Genomic DNA, 12,701 nt, shown 5'->3' on the forward strand with positions numbered 1-12,701 from the left:
CCTGCCCCTGCCGCCCTGCCCTTGTCGCCTCTCACCTGCTAACCCGCTCACCCGCTCACCCGCCCCTGTCACCCCGCGACCGAACGGAGCCGCCCCATGGGCCCGCCCCGCCCAGCAACCGACCCCGCCGACCCCGCCGACCCTGCCGACCGACGCCGCGCCGTCACCCGGCGCCGTCCCCCGCGAGGCGTCCGACGCCGCACCGAGGCATCATGACCACCTTCCTCCTCGTGTGCGCCGGACGGCTGGTCACCGCGCTCGGATCCAGCATCTCCGGCTTCGCGCTCGGCCTGTGGATCTATCAACAGACCGGCTCGGTCACGCAGTTCGCCACGGGCCTGCTGCTCGGCTTCGCGCCGGGCATGCTGGCCGCACCGGCCGCCGGTGTCCTGGTCGACCGCCACCGGCGCCGCACCGTGCTGCTCTGCGCGGACACGGCCGCGCTGCTCGCGGCAGTCGCCATGGCCCTCTCCCAGTCGACCGGGCACCTGGCGGTGTGGCAGGTGTACGCCGTCACCGTCCTCGAATCCTGCTGCGCGGCCTTCCAGTGGCCCGCGCTCGCCGCCGCCGTCACCGGCATGGTCCGGCCCGAACAGCGGGGCAGGGCGGGGGCGATGACACAGACCGCGCTGGCCGTGGCGCAGCTGCTCGGCCCGATGCTCGCCGCCACCCTGCTCGGCGTGGGCGGGCTGCGCGCCGTCCTGGTCATCGACGTCATCTCGTTCGCGCTGGGACTGCTCACCGTGGTGCTGGCCCGCTTCCCCGAGCCGGGCGACCGCGAGGCGGACAGCGGTCCGGGCGCTCAACGCCCGGGCTGGCGGGCGGAGTTGGCCGAGGGCAGGCGGCTGCTCACGGGGCAACCCGGCCTGCGCCACCTCCTGCGCGTGGTCACCGTCTTCAACGCGGCCGAGGCGACCGCGACCGCGCTCCTGCTGCCCCTGGTCCTCTCCAGCACCCCGCCGTCCGAACAGAACGCGGCGGTCGCCCTCGTCAGCACCTGCGGGGGCCTCGGCCTCGCGGTCAGCAGTGTCGCCATGTCGCTCTGCCGTCCGCCACGCCGGCCCATGCCCTGGATCACCTCGGCCACCGTCCTCAGCGGCGGCGCGGTCCTGCTCGCGGGTCTCCATCCGCGCCCGGTCCTGCTCGCCGGAGCCGCCTTCATGTTCTTCCTCGGCCTGCCGGTGGTCACCAGCTGCGCTCAGGTCCTGTGGCAGTCCGCGGTGGCCGCCGAGGCGCAGGGCCGGGTCTTCGCCCTGCGCCGCATGTTCACCCAGGGCGGCACCATGCTCGGCTTCCTGCTGGCCGGTCCGCTCGCCTCGCGGGTCTGCGAGCCGCTGGTGGGCGCGGGCGGCCCGCTCGCCTCCACCGTCGGCCGCCTCCTCGGCACCGCCCGCGACCGAGGCAGCGCCCTGCTGCTGTGCTGTACGGGTCTGACGCTGGCCCTGATCGCCCTCATCGGCCGGCGCCACACCATCGCCGCCCTGCCTCCTCCGGCGGACGAGGACACCACTCCCGTACCGGCGGCCGCCACGCGCTCTACGCCGGCGAGCCCGCCCACCGCCGCCCCCTAGGCTCATCCGGCATACGTTCCAAGCCGGCGCGTCCACCCGAACGGGCCGGGCGCGCCCGTCACTTCACCGTCATCACCCCGGAGGCACTGTGCTCTTCCGCCCCACCACCGCATCGGACCTCGACCATTTCCTGCCGCTCATCGTCGCCGACCCGGCAAGCGCCATGACCGCCGACACCTACACCTCCCGCGTCTCCCGTGGTGAGTACCGTCCCGAGTGGACCTGGATCGCGGACGACGGTTCGGGCCGGGCGCCGCTCGCCCTCGCCGTGTGGTGGGGCGGCCCGGACGAGGACCAACCGGGCGCTCTGGACGGCCTGTTCGTCCACGCGTCGGTGCCGGCCGCCGAGCGCGCCCCGTTGGCCGCGCGGCTGCTCGCCGCCGCGCACACGGCCTACGCGGGGGCCGGAGCGGACGTCGCGCCGGAGTACCACCTGTTCCTGCCGGGTGACTGGCGCGCCCGGCCCGACACCGTAGCGGCCGTGGCCTGGCGCCAGGAGGCGGCCCGACGCGCCGGTCTTGGCGCGAGTCTTGAGCGGCTGCGCTACGAATGGACCCCCGGGGCGGGTCTTCCCGAGCCGTCCGGCGCCCTGGTCTTCGATGCCGAGCCAGACGACGAGGTCTTCGTCGACCTGTTCCACCGGGTCCTCAGGGACACCCTGGACACGATGTCCCGCAAGGAGGCCGACCGCGTCGGCACCGAGAAGCAGGCACGCGACGACGTGGCGTTCTACCGCGACACGATGCCCGGGGACCGGTCCTGGTGGCGGGTCGCGCGGACCCCGGGCGGCGAGGTCGTGGGCTTCGGGCTGCCCTCGCGCAATCACACCTGCCCGGTGGTCGGGTATCTGGGCGTGCTGCCCGAGCACCGGGGCCGTCGTTACGCGGACGAGATCCTGGGCGAGATCACCCGGATCCTGGTCGCCGAGACCGCCCCCGAACTCGTCCGCGCCGACACCGACACGACGAACACGCCGATGGCGGCGGCCTTCGAACGCGTGGGGTACCGCAGCGACTCCTGCCGCCTGGTGCTCTCCGCCTCCTGAACCTCCCGGCGCGGACGACGGGCGCGAGGGCCGTCGACAGGTGGCCGAGATCCGGCGTGTATCCGGTGAATATCCCCCCTCGCTTCCATGGACCACAGGAATGGCACAGGGGTACGGGCACCGATACGCGTCGGACGATTCGGAAAAGGAACAACCGCACATGAGCATCGATGAGTTGGCCCTCGCCCCTACCGAGACCGAGGCCCGGGCCGCGTTCGTGTCCCGGGCCGGCGGCCCCGAGCTCGACGTGCGCACCCTGCTCGACCGGGCGGCGCGGTCGCTGCCGGGAGTGCTGCACGACGCGATGGACGCCGGCGCGGTGCTGGCCGAACTCGCCGCGTACGCGGCCCGGCGCCCCGTCCCCGCGGCCTGGGCGCTGGATCTGGCAACGGGCGCGCTGCACCGGGTGCCCGGGCCGCGATCGGGCGAGCCGGTGGGATTCGCGGCCGGCCTCACCTGGGTGGACGCCCTCGAATCGGGCCTGGCGGCGCACTGCGAGGCGCTGCTCGCCGACCGCTTGGCGTCCCCCGTCACCCGCGTCCCCGCGTTGCGCCTGGCCGGCGTCGAGGAGAACGGCGGCACACAGGAGTCGACCGCGCCCCTCGCAGCGCTTCCCGGGCCCCGCTCCGTTACGGCACCGCACCACGCCACGCGCGCCGAGGGCGAGTTCGTCGCGCACGACCTGTCGGGCCTGCTGTCGCTGCCCGCCTGCGCCGTACGGTTCGCACCGGCTCACGCGCCGCACGGGCGCCCGGACTCGTCCCCGTCGCCGAACACCGTCATCGCGACGGGCCCTACCCTGGCGGCCGCGACCCGTACCGCCACCGAACGCACCCAGTCCCTCAATGCTGGTCGCTCGTATGGGAGTTGGGTTCCCCGGACGGTCCCCGCCATCACCCGCGCCCAGGAACAACCCGCCCTCTGCCCACCTCCCCGCCCCCAGTGGACCCACCCTCTGGACGCCCTGCGTTCCCAGGGCCACGCTCCTGCCGCGATCCTCCTCGACCACGACACGCGCCTCACCGAGGTGCTTCCCTACGTGGTCCGAATCGTGCTGGACCGCGCAACGGCGTAATGCCGGTGCCGCGTCAGGCGCGTCCCGCGTGGGCGCGGATACGTCGGTGCCGGCGTCGGGTGGCGGTGGCGGCGTACTCCCTCGCCGGGTGCGCGAGGTTCGGCCCGGTCAGGGGTACTCAGGGGACGCGGCGGGACGGCGTCTCGGGCCACAGACGAACCAGGTACTCTTCCGTGCCTTCCAACCCTTCCCCGCCTTCCTGCCGCGACAGCTCGTTCTCCTGGGCCGGTGACGAGGTGGTTCCACGGGTTTCCTCACGCCCGCGATAGAAGACCCGGGCGTGATGATCGCCTGTCGGGACCGTGACGCATCGCGCCCCCATCGTCCCCTCGGATATGACGAGTTGGCCGGTGGGCAGCTCCATCCGCAGGTCGCGCCGGCCCTCCCAGCCTTCCGGCGTGGGTGGTTCCCCCGTCCACGTCTCGATGCGCAGCTTCACTCGGTGGGTCGCCTGGACACAGCAGATCCGCACCTCGTACCCGTTGCCCGCCGCCACGTCGGCGCGTGCCCGTGCGATCAGGGTGTTGTCGTCATGGGCGTCGCAGTCCGCGTCGAAGAGCTCGAATGCGCCGTAGTCGGGGAAGACGAGGGCTTCGTATGCCGTCAGTTGGTGCGTCACGTCTCTCCATACCTCTCACCAGTGCCGGTCGGTGCGTTCTTGTGCCCAACTACGTGACGCGGTCGAGGAGTGCGAGTACCCGACGGATGGCTTGCGTCGTGGCCCGCTCGTCGTGGGACGGCAGACCGCTGTCGGAGAACAGGTGCCGGTCACCTGGGTAGAGGAAGAGCTCGCCATCCGCTGCCGCCCCGGCCAGCGCGCGGGCCGCGTCGATGTCGCCCTCCCCCGCGAAGAACGGGTCCGCCTCCATGCCGTGGATCTGAACCGGAACGTCCCGGGGCCAGCCGCCACCGAACTCCGAGACCGGCACGCATGCCTCGAACAGCACCGCGCCCTTCGCGCCGGCGCGAGTCTGGGCCAGCTTCTGCGCCGGCAGGACACCGAGTGAGAACCCGAGGTAGACGATGTCGTGGGGTAACAACTCGGCTGCGGCGGTCCCTCGCGCGACGATCGTCCCGAACCCGATGCTCTCGGCGTAGCCGACGCCCTCCTCCAGGCTGTCGAAGACCCGCCCCTCGAACAGGTCCGGGACGTGGACGGTGTGCCCGGCCGCTCGCAACTGTTCAGCGAACGCGCGGACACCGGTGGTCAACCCGTGCCCATGGTGGAAAACCAGCACCTCAGCCATGCCGCTCCCCTCGTGCCGCCGCGCCCGATGACTTCGCAGACGAGTATGACCCCCACCACTGACATCACCCACGGCCGCCCCCACGGCCCCTGGGGCCACCTACGGCCTCCCTCGCCGGACGTACTGGACGGCCGTCGGTACGCGACGGCGGCGGGTCAGTCGATCGCGAGGGGCCCGATGCCCAGGTCCTCCCGCATGAGACGGCGCATCTTCGCCATGGCCTCGCGCCGTCGCTGTATGAGCGGCTGATCGTCGGCCGAGCCCACGGCCACCCCACGGGCGTACGCGTCACGGAGCGCCCGCAGGCAGTGGAACGCCTCGTTCCCCGCCTGCACGACCTGCGAGGGGCCCACGAGCCAGAGCCGTTCGCTCGCCGTGTATATCCCGGTGCCACGCACCGCCTCGCGCACCGCCGCGTCCCGTGCGGCCTCGGACCTGTGGTCGCCGAGGGCGACGGCGCGAATCTCCTCACCGGCGGCCTTGAGGGCGGAAACGTACTCCGTATAGACGTCCCGCCGCACCTCCAGCACGTGCCTGGCTTCCTCCCGACGCCAACGGTTGCGGTCGGCGAACAACGTGGCCGCGATGCCGATCACGGCACCGGTGAGCGTGGAGAGCAGGGGCATCCAGTCCATGCGCCACAGCTTGGCCAAACCGCGCCGCCGGCACCAGGGGGTTTCGCCATGATCCATGAAGGACGGCCACCCGCACATGAGGTGCCAGGAATCGGCCATCCATAAGGAGGCGAGCGGGTTGATGTGCGGCGGATGCCGTTATCCGACGGGAGCGCGGGGCACCCATGCAGTGCCCTGGTCCGGCCGCGGCTGCGGACGGGCCGTATCCGTGGATGAAAGACGAAGGAGTGCTCTCGGATGACGAAGGCACGCGAGATCATGACAGCGGGTGCCCAGTGCGTGGGCGCCCAGGAAACCGTGCTCGACGCCGCGAAGAAGATGACCGAGCTGGGGGTCGGCGCCCTGCCGATCTGCGGTACGGACGAACGGCTCAAGGGCATGCTCACCGACCGGGACATCGTGGTGAAGGTCCTGGGCGCCGGCAAGGACCCAGCCTCGGTCAAGGCCGGCGACCTCGCTCAGGGAGAGGCCGTCACCATCGGCGCCGACGACGACGCCGACGAGATCCTGCGCACCATGAGTGAGCACAAGGTCCGCCGGCTGCCCGTCATCGACGGCCACACCCTGGTGGGCATCGTCGCCCAGGCCGACGTCGCACGCGCCCTGCGCGACCCCAAGGTCGGCGACCTCCTCGAAGCGCTGTCGACCGACTGACCGCCGCCCGCACCAGGAGCCGAGGCCCGGGTACCCCCGTCTGCTGACGCGGCGCGGCGGGCGACCGGGCCCGCACCATCCGGGACAGAGCGCGCCCTCGGCAAGGCGATGCGCGTCTCGTCAGTCCCACGCACCGTGCCCTAAAGTCGCCCCATGCGACGAAGGCTTGGGCTGGCGATCGTCGGCGCTGCGGCGCTGGCTTGGGGCGAGTGGGTCAATTGGCGCTGGTCCCGGGCTCTTGTGGGAAGCGGTACGGGCGCATCCGAAGCCGTGGTCGTGCTGGGATTCCGAAATCCGCAGCCGACGGCGAACTTCATCAACCGCTGGCGCGTACGCGCGGGAATCCGCTCCGTGGCCGCTGACGGTCCTGGCTCCACGCGCGTGATCTTCAGCGGTGGCGTCACCGGCACAGGGGCCCCGGAGGCCCAGTTGATGGCCGACTACGCGAAGGCGGCGCTCAGCTACGACGGCACCGTACTGCTCGAGGACCGCAGCACCACGACATGGGAGAACATCACCAACGTCATTCCGCTCCTGGAGGACGTCGACCGCATCAAATTCGCCTCGCAGCCGGCGCACGCCCTCAAGGCCCGTGCGTACTTGCGGCGCCAGCGCCCCGATCTGGCCGAGAGAGTGGTGCGGGCCGATGATCACCGGCCCGGCGAATGGATGATCGGCAAACCCCTGCTCGCTCTCTACGGTTGGTGGTCCCTCCGCGGCCTCGGACCCGAGGAACGGAAGGCCGCGCCGTAAAGAACCGCCGGAACGGGGAAGCCGCCTCCCCAAGGCCGCGGCGCCGACCCCGAGCCCTCCGGCCCCCGGCTCACTGGGCCAGCATGAACGCGCGTGCCGCTTCGACAGTCATGCCGCGTCGTACGTACTCCTCTGCGAAATCCCTTAACCGGGGTTCGAGATCCATGACATCGCAGAGGCGGGTCAAACCCTCGAAGATCTCCTCCGCCAGCCAGGCCCCGGTCCGGGTGGTCCACAGGGTCGCGAAGTCCCCCTCACCCCCGTCGAGTCCGTCGAGTCCAAGCGCCCCGCACTCCTTCTCGGCCTCCGCCATTCGCTCCCGCGTAACACTCTTCGGCGTCGGCATCAATTCGCGTACCAGCCGGCGGACTTGGAGCCAGTCGGGACGGAATCCGTCGTTTTCGTCACGCTCGTCCCAGCCAGCGGTCCACGGGGGCGCCGGCTCGGGCACGAGGAGCGCGGTCGGCGGCAGCAACGCTTCGAGTGCGGCGTGCGCCGGGACGGGACCGAGCGGCCGGTCCACAACGCCCGCCGTATACGCGGGCAGTTACGGGGTCCGCGAGGCCGCCTCCTTCCACCCGCTCGCGAGGGTTTCTCAGCAACTTATGCGCGGAGTCGGACAGTTGGCTGCGCTCCCACATCGCCTCGAACCGGGCAACCTGTCCGGCAGGGACTTCCGGCAGGCGCCGCCCCTTTGACCGGCTCGCTCTTCTCGTACGCCTCGTAAAAGTCCCAGAGTTCGTCGGTCCAGCCCGGGCTGCTCGGCGGCAGAGCGGCCGCGCCCCCACAGCGGCAGGTGGCTCGTACGGCCGTGCCGCCGTGGGCGGGGGAGGTCACCAGGAACGTGCCGCCGTACGCTTCCGCAACACCGTCGCCTGATCACCCAGTTGGCGCATGGCGTCCTGCGCTGCCGGCTTCAGGGCATGCGGATCGGACGAGGGCCTGGGAGCGCGTGGGCCGGAAACGTCAATGCGCGCCACGCCGCCTCACCTCTTCCGTGTGGCGTTGCGGGCCGGGGTCCGGGTAACCCCCAGGAACGGCCCCCCATACGCCAGCCGACGCCGCCGATTCCATGCACCGCACACACACCGCACACCGCACACCACGAGGAGACCCACATGACCATGTCCGACCGTTACCGCACCGCCTGGGACGGGTTCTGGGCGGAGAGCTCGGGCGAACCGGGTGAACCCTTCTGGGACGCGGACCCGGCCCTCAGCGCGCGGCGCGACCTCGACCACCTCGACCCCTACGCCGACCGCTCCCTGCCGATCGCAGACCTGGGGTGCGGCAACGGCACCCAGACCCGCTTCCTGGCCACCCGTTTCGCCCGCGCCGTCGGCGTCGACCTATCCGCGGCCGCCGTCGCCCACGCCCGCCGCGCCGACCCGGAGGGCATCGCCACGTACGAACAGCTCAACCTCGCCAACCCCGCAGAGGCCGACGACCTGCACGAACGACTCGGCGATACCAACGTCTACATGCGGGCCGTGCTGCACCAGAGCGACCCGGAGGACCGTCCCGCCGTGGCGGCCTCCGTCGCTCAACTGGTCGGCACGCACGGACGCGCCCTCGTCCTGGAACCGACCGGGGAGGCCAAGGAGGTCATCGCCGCCGTCGCGGCGCGGCCCGGCGGCCCCTCACCCAAACTGCGCCGCGTCAAAGAACACGACCTGCACCCAGGTGAGGTGGCCGAGGGTGAAGTCGCCGCCCTGCTGCGCGCGGCCGGTCTCACCGTTCTCGACGAGGGGGCGGCCGCCCTCACCATGAGCGAGACCCATCCCGACGGCACCCCGGTGGAACTCCCCGGCCGCTGGTTCGTCGCGGGCCGCCCCTGACACCGAATTCGCCGGTCGCCGTGTGGAACGTGGATCGGTCGATCAGGCTGACCGCGAGCGTCCGCGTTCCTGCGACCGGGTCGAGGCCAGATGCCGGCCCGGATCCGCGGTGGCCCATGGAGCGAGGGCATCAACCTCTTCACGGAGCGCATGGCGGCCGGCGGATGCGACACCACTCTGCGGATGGCCGACCGGGCCGGCGGCCGCGCAACGGGACCGTCCACGCAACGGATCCGGTCGCTTGACCTCAAGTGCGGTTGACGTACGAGAGTGGCGACCATGACCCACTTCCTGGACCTCGTCCACCCCGCCGCCGGAACCGCTCTGATCAGTGAGTGGCACACCGGCACCCCCGAGCGCTCGCGCGCGGCCGCCGACGTGATGATCGGCGAGTGGGCCGCAGCGGAGATGCCCTCCGCGCTCCTGGCCCAGTACATATTCCTCTCCACCGACGGCACCGGCCTCCTCTTCTATGCCCAGTGGACAAGCGATGAGAACCACCTCACGTGGGTCCGTGCCCGGCGGGCCGGGATGGTCAATCGTGTCGACACCCTCGTGCCAGGCATCGTCCGCCCGGGGCTCAACCGGACCCGCCTCCATCGCAGCGTGGTCCACGACGCGGAGCACGAGCCCGGCGTCTTCGGGCTGTCCGTGGTGGCGACGGACCTCGCCGACGACGTGGCCACGGCGGCGCCGGGCCTGCTCGGCGCACACATCCACCTGACTCCGGACGGCCGGCGCGCGTTCGTCCTCACGGAATGGGCCGATGCCGCAGCGCAAGAGGCGGCCGACAACCATGCCGGTGGGTCGCGGCAATACGCCCTGCACCACTCGTTCTTGAATGACCGCAGCCACCACGTTCTCCCCTCGGAAGCCCGGCCCACCACAGACTGACGAAGGCCCGCCTTCTCGGAGTGGCCGTCGCGCGGGTGCGAGCAGCCAGCCGATACTGGAATTCGCGGTCGGACGCCAACTACCCTCGCAGCAAAGGGTGTTGGGTGCCAACGAGGGACCGCCCATCCCCTCGGCCCACCTGGTCGCACCCGACCTCAGGCCGGCCTCGACCGCCCGGGCCGGGACCACACGCCCATCCACTGCGCGGCCCCCCACTCCTCGAACCGTCGCACCTCGACGAACCCCAGCCGGGCCGCGAGGCGCATCGCGCGATTGTTGGCGGTCTGGGTGCGGAGGGCCACCGGTGCGTCCGGGCGCTCGTCGGCAAACCAGTCGAGTACCGCCGCGCACGCTTCGGCGGCGTACCCTCGCCCCCACGCCTCCGGCAGGAACATGTAGCCGAGCTCGGCCTCCCCCACGTCCGGCCCCATGCGCCCGGGCCGCTCGGACTCGCGCCGATCGAGGGTGACCATGCCGATCATCTCGCCGTCGAGCGCGGCCACGAAAAGTCCCGGGCGCCTCAGGGGTACGTCCGGCATCGCGCGCTCCAACTCGTCGCGCGGGCGTGGGCCACCCACGTAGACGCCCACCTCGGGTGAGGCGAACAGCTCGATGAACGCCGCGCGGTCCCGAGCCTCCGGTGTACGGAGCACGAGGCGGGCGTTCCGGATCGGGGACGACAACCAAGTGGCGGATCCCGGTTCAGTCATGCGCGGCAAGCTATCGCACGGCCGCCCGACGCAGCCGACGAGAGTTCCGCAGGTCCACCTCGTTCCGAGCCCCACCCCGGAGCTCATTGTCAGTGGGGGCGGTTACCTTCGGCTCATGGCACATACAGACCTTGACGCGTTCCGTCGTGAGTGGTCGCGGCTCGAATCGTGGCTCCGGGTGAACTCGCCCGCCGATCACGCGCTTCTGCGTGGGCCCGCGCGGCCCGAGCGGATGGTCGAGATGGAGGCTCGGCTCGGGTTTCCGCTGCATCCCGAGCTCAAGGCGCTGCTGGAACAGCACGACGGGGCCGGCGAACCCGCCGTCGTCCCCGGCTCGCGCGAATTCCTGCCTGCGGGCGCGTTTCTTCCGTTGGGCCACCGGCTCTGCGGGGTGGACGACATGGCGATGGCGTACGACGACCTCGTGGACGTCGGCGAGGACAACATCGAAGCCGACCTGTGGTCTGAGGACGCGTTGGCCGTCAACTTGCGTCGCTGCGTGCCGTTCGCGCTGCCGAACGACGGCGGTGTCGCCTTCGTCGACCACCGGCCCGGGCCCACTTACGGTTACGTGTACGAAATGGGCATCGGATCCGGCGATCTGGACGGCACCCTGTGGGCGACCAGCCTGACCGAGCTCTTCCGCTCGTTGGCCGACGCTTTGGAGACGGGCGGTTCCTTCCTGTACTACTGGCCCGCCCCTTACGAGGACGAGACGAACCACCGCTGCCTCGAATGGGCCATACGGACCTGAGCCCGTCCTGACCTCGCGCCCCCGGCAACCCGGGCTCGCGGCGCGGCCGCCGCAGCGCTGTGGGGCCGCCACACAAGGTGGCGGCCCCACAGGACGCCGGTCCGGTGCAGATCCGGTCCAGATCCGGTTCAGACCTGCGCTGCCCTCGTATCCCGCGGGCTCAGCGGACGTGCACCGTCACCACGTCGGACGCGTGCAGGCGGACGGGCTTCTGGTCGTGCCGGCTGGTCAGGCCGTAAAGCACCGCACGGAACCGCAGGTCGCCCCGGCGCGCGGACGCGCCCGCCGCGGTGACGCGCGCGTCACCCTTGGCCGGCGTGCTGCACGTCTCCTGGTGCCACCCCTCGCCGAACCCGTTCTCCTCCACGCAGAGCTGGTGCAGGAGCCCGGCGCTGTCGTCGCCGCCGTGCGCCGTGACGGTGATGGTCTTACCGACCTGAGCCGTGTGCGGCGCCGTGATCTCCACAGCGCCCTTGGCGAACGCCGGCGCGGTGGCCAGAGCCACCGACGCGAGACCCAGCGCGCCGACCGCGGCCAGCCGTCCGCCGCGCGCCTTCAACCCGGTCTTCTTCGTCCTGGTCATGGACTTCCCCTTCGTTGGGATCCCCCGCGCGGTGCGGCTCCGCGTCCTCGCGAAACCGCCCAACGCGCCTTGCTGTCCTGCCAGATGAGGCTGCCGCGCGGCGCGTTGCGTCCCGGCCGCGCCGTTACAGATTCACGACAAAACAGCCTCCAGCCATGGGACAAACACCCCTAGGCCGAACAAGTGACGATTTAGTTGGCGGTAGCCGGAAGAGTCGTTAGCGTGCGTCGCGCACACCCTCCGTACATGTGCGTGCGCATCCGTACGTACTCGCCCACGAAGGAGAACGCCCATGCCTCCCAGCCACCCCACGGCCCCCACAGGCGTCTCGCGCCGCCGAACGACGCGGGTTACAGCTGTCCTCGCCAGCGCTCTGCTTCTGCTGAGCACCGTACTGGTCACCGAAGCGGCCGCCACCCACCGCCGCGTCGCCGCCACCATCTCCGCCGCCACCACCCTCGCAGCACCCACGCTGCGGTGCGTCCTGCGCACCTCCCCCTCCATGCCCCGTCTCCTTCTCGCCCGCCGTCTCCGCCACCCCCCGTCACATCACCGCGCGCGGCACCATCCGGCTGGACGACTGCGGCGGTGAACAGTCGGGTATCCGCTCCGGTCGGCTCGCCCTCCAGGTCAGCGGGCACGCCGCCTGCACCCGGGTCTCGGACGTGCGCGGCTCCGCGACGATCACCTGGTACTCGGATCCGGACGGACACGGCCGCGTCATGGGCCGCTCCACCCTGGTCCCCACGGCGACGGGTGCCCAGGGCTACTCCTCCCTCGACTCCTTCCTCAGCGGCAGGATCCACTCGGGCACCTTCGCCGGCCACGGGGTCACCGCGCGGGCCCTGCCCACCACCGACGTCCGCTCCTGCTTCGGCCGGGGGCTGGACAGTGTGGGGTTGCGCGGCAACGTGAGCATCAGCTGACGCGGCGGCGGACCAA

General features: G+C 71.6%; 16 protein-coding genes. 10 read left to right on the plus strand and 6 right to left on the minus strand.

Annotated features, from left to right (window positions below; all coding sequences use genetic code 11):
- The first annotated feature begins 212 nt into the window (after positions 1–212).
- From ACFYM2_RS08200 to ACFYM2_RS08210, 3 genes are all read left to right on the plus strand, one after another.
- Positions 213–1,571: an MFS transporter gene (locus ACFYM2_RS08200; RefSeq protein ID WP_388459977.1), complete on the plus strand. Its 1,359-nt coding sequence runs from the start codon at positions 213–215 to the stop codon at positions 1,569–1,571.
- A gap of 88 nt (positions 1,572–1,659) precedes the next feature.
- Entirely contained in the window at positions 1,660–2,616 is a 957-nt protein-coding gene (locus ACFYM2_RS08205) for a GNAT family N-acetyltransferase (RefSeq protein WP_388834406.1), read from the plus strand.
- Positions 2,617–2,776: 160 nt separating this feature from the next.
- Positions 2,777–3,691, plus strand: a complete 915-nt coding sequence (locus ACFYM2_RS08210; protein ID WP_388459979.1) for a hypothetical protein — start codon at positions 2,777–2,779, stop codon at positions 3,689–3,691.
- 118 nt (positions 3,692–3,809) lie between these two features.
- Here ACFYM2_RS08210 and ACFYM2_RS08215 read toward each other — a convergent pair whose 3' ends face one another.
- The 3 genes from ACFYM2_RS08215 to ACFYM2_RS08225 form a co-directional block, all read right to left on the minus strand.
- Positions 3,810–4,310: a hypothetical protein gene (locus ACFYM2_RS08215; RefSeq protein WP_388834409.1), complete on the minus strand. Its 501-nt coding sequence runs from the start codon at positions 4,308–4,310 to the stop codon at positions 3,810–3,812.
- Between the two features lie 49 nt (positions 4,311–4,359).
- A complete protein-coding gene (locus tag ACFYM2_RS08220; RefSeq protein ID WP_388834412.1) occupies positions 4,360–4,938 on the minus strand; it encodes a dienelactone hydrolase family protein in 579 nt (192 codons plus the stop codon).
- A 155-nt stretch (positions 4,939–5,093) separates the two neighbouring features.
- Positions 5,094–5,573 carry a hypothetical protein gene (locus ACFYM2_RS08225; RefSeq protein WP_388459982.1) on the minus strand — a complete coding sequence of 160 codons (480 nt, stop codon included), beginning with the start codon at positions 5,571–5,573 and terminating at the stop codon, positions 5,094–5,096.
- A gap of 237 nt (positions 5,574–5,810) precedes the next feature.
- Between ACFYM2_RS08225 and ACFYM2_RS08230 the strand changes: the two genes are divergently transcribed.
- Positions 5,811–6,227, plus strand: a complete 417-nt coding sequence (locus ACFYM2_RS08230; RefSeq protein WP_350228462.1) for a CBS domain-containing protein — start codon at positions 5,811–5,813, stop codon at positions 6,225–6,227.
- Positions 6,228–6,380: 153 nt separating this feature from the next.
- Positions 6,381–6,980, plus strand: a complete 600-nt coding sequence (locus tag ACFYM2_RS08235; protein WP_388834415.1) for a YdcF family protein — start codon at positions 6,381–6,383, stop codon at positions 6,978–6,980.
- A 70-nt stretch (positions 6,981–7,050) separates the two neighbouring features.
- Here the strand turns inward: ACFYM2_RS08235 and ACFYM2_RS08240 are convergent, their stop codons facing one another.
- On the minus strand, positions 7,051–7,503 hold the full coding sequence (locus tag ACFYM2_RS08240; protein ID WP_388834419.1) for a hypothetical protein: 453 nt from the start codon (positions 7,501–7,503) through the stop codon (positions 7,051–7,053).
- Positions 7,504–8,098: 595 nt separating this feature from the next.
- On the opposite strand from ACFYM2_RS08240, the gene ACFYM2_RS08245 reads away from it, so the two are divergent.
- Together ACFYM2_RS08245 and ACFYM2_RS08250 are read left to right on the plus strand one after the other, a co-directional pair.
- Entirely contained in the window at positions 8,099–8,818 is a 720-nt protein-coding gene (locus ACFYM2_RS08245) for a class I SAM-dependent methyltransferase (RefSeq protein ID WP_358994116.1), read from the plus strand.
- 279 nt (positions 8,819–9,097) lie between these two features.
- Positions 9,098–9,712, plus strand: a complete 615-nt coding sequence (locus ACFYM2_RS08250; RefSeq protein ID WP_388834422.1) for an antibiotic biosynthesis monooxygenase — start codon at positions 9,098–9,100, stop codon at positions 9,710–9,712.
- Positions 9,713–9,867: 155 nt separating this feature from the next.
- Here ACFYM2_RS08250 and ACFYM2_RS08255 read toward each other — a convergent pair whose 3' ends face one another.
- Positions 9,868–10,422, minus strand: a complete 555-nt coding sequence (locus ACFYM2_RS08255; protein ID WP_388834425.1) for a GNAT family N-acetyltransferase — start codon at positions 10,420–10,422, stop codon at positions 9,868–9,870.
- A 115-nt stretch (positions 10,423–10,537) separates the two neighbouring features.
- On the opposite strand from ACFYM2_RS08255, the gene ACFYM2_RS08260 reads away from it, so the two are divergent.
- Positions 10,538–11,176, plus strand: coding sequence for an SMI1/KNR4 family protein (locus ACFYM2_RS08260; protein WP_358994125.1), 639 nt, complete (start codon positions 10,538–10,540; stop codon positions 11,174–11,176).
- Between the two features lie 160 nt (positions 11,177–11,336).
- Here the strand turns inward: ACFYM2_RS08260 and ACFYM2_RS08265 are convergent, their stop codons facing one another.
- Positions 11,337–11,759, minus strand: a complete 423-nt coding sequence (locus ACFYM2_RS08265) for a hypothetical protein (RefSeq protein ID WP_358994127.1) — start codon at positions 11,757–11,759, stop codon at positions 11,337–11,339.
- Positions 11,760–12,051: 292 nt separating this feature from the next.
- On the opposite strand from ACFYM2_RS08265, the gene ACFYM2_RS08270 reads away from it, so the two are divergent.
- The gene (locus tag ACFYM2_RS08270) at positions 12,052–12,351 is read left to right on the plus strand and encodes a hypothetical protein (protein ID WP_388834428.1); all 300 of its coding nucleotides are present in this window, start codon (positions 12,052–12,054) and stop codon (positions 12,349–12,351) included.
- A 73-nt stretch (positions 12,352–12,424) separates the two neighbouring features.
- Positions 12,425–12,685 carry a hypothetical protein gene (locus tag ACFYM2_RS08275; protein ID WP_388834431.1) on the plus strand — a complete coding sequence of 87 codons (261 nt, stop codon included), beginning with the start codon at positions 12,425–12,427 and terminating at the stop codon, positions 12,683–12,685.
- Positions 12,686–12,701 lie beyond the last annotated feature (16 nt).

Origin of the sequence: Streptomyces sp. NPDC006711, assembly GCF_042869775.1 — a bacterium.
Taxonomy (GTDB): Bacteria; Actinomycetota; Actinomycetes; order Streptomycetales; family Streptomycetaceae; genus Streptomyces.

What these genes read in the sequence shown, in the direction of transcription:
- ACFYM2_RS08255 (WP_388834425.1), bottom strand. Translation starts at nt 10,422, where the DNA reads ATGACTGAACCGGGATCCGCCACTTGGTTGTCGTCCCCGATCCGGAAC.
- ACFYM2_RS08265 (WP_358994127.1), bottom strand. Translation starts at nt 11,759, where the DNA reads ATGACCAGGACGAAGAAGACCGGGTTGAAGGCGCGCGGCGGACGGCTG.
- ACFYM2_RS08230 (WP_350228462.1), top strand. Translation starts at nt 5,811, where the DNA reads ATGACGAAGGCACGCGAGATCATGACAGCGGGTGCCCAGTGCGTGGGC.
- ACFYM2_RS08250 (WP_388834422.1), top strand. Translation starts at nt 9,098, where the DNA reads ATGACCCACTTCCTGGACCTCGTCCACCCCGCCGCCGGAACCGCTCTG.
- ACFYM2_RS08245 (WP_358994116.1), top strand. Translation starts at nt 8,099, where the DNA reads ATGACCATGTCCGACCGTTACCGCACCGCCTGGGACGGGTTCTGGGCG.
- ACFYM2_RS08235 (WP_388834415.1), top strand. Translation starts at nt 6,381, where the DNA reads ATGCGACGAAGGCTTGGGCTGGCGATCGTCGGCGCTGCGGCGCTGGCT.
- ACFYM2_RS08270 (WP_388834428.1), top strand. Translation starts at nt 12,052, where the DNA reads ATGCCTCCCAGCCACCCCACGGCCCCCACAGGCGTCTCGCGCCGCCGA.
- ACFYM2_RS08225 (WP_388459982.1), bottom strand. Translation starts at nt 5,573, where the DNA reads ATGGACTGGATGCCCCTGCTCTCCACGCTCACCGGTGCCGTGATCGGC.
- ACFYM2_RS08220 (WP_388834412.1), bottom strand. Translation starts at nt 4,938, where the DNA reads ATGGCTGAGGTGCTGGTTTTCCACCATGGGCACGGGTTGACCACCGGT.
- ACFYM2_RS08260 (WP_358994125.1), top strand. Translation starts at nt 10,538, where the DNA reads ATGGCACATACAGACCTTGACGCGTTCCGTCGTGAGTGGTCGCGGCTC.
- ACFYM2_RS08210 (WP_388459979.1), top strand. Translation starts at nt 2,777, where the DNA reads ATGAGCATCGATGAGTTGGCCCTCGCCCCTACCGAGACCGAGGCCCGG.
- ACFYM2_RS08200 (WP_388459977.1), top strand. Translation starts at nt 213, where the DNA reads ATGACCACCTTCCTCCTCGTGTGCGCCGGACGGCTGGTCACCGCGCTC.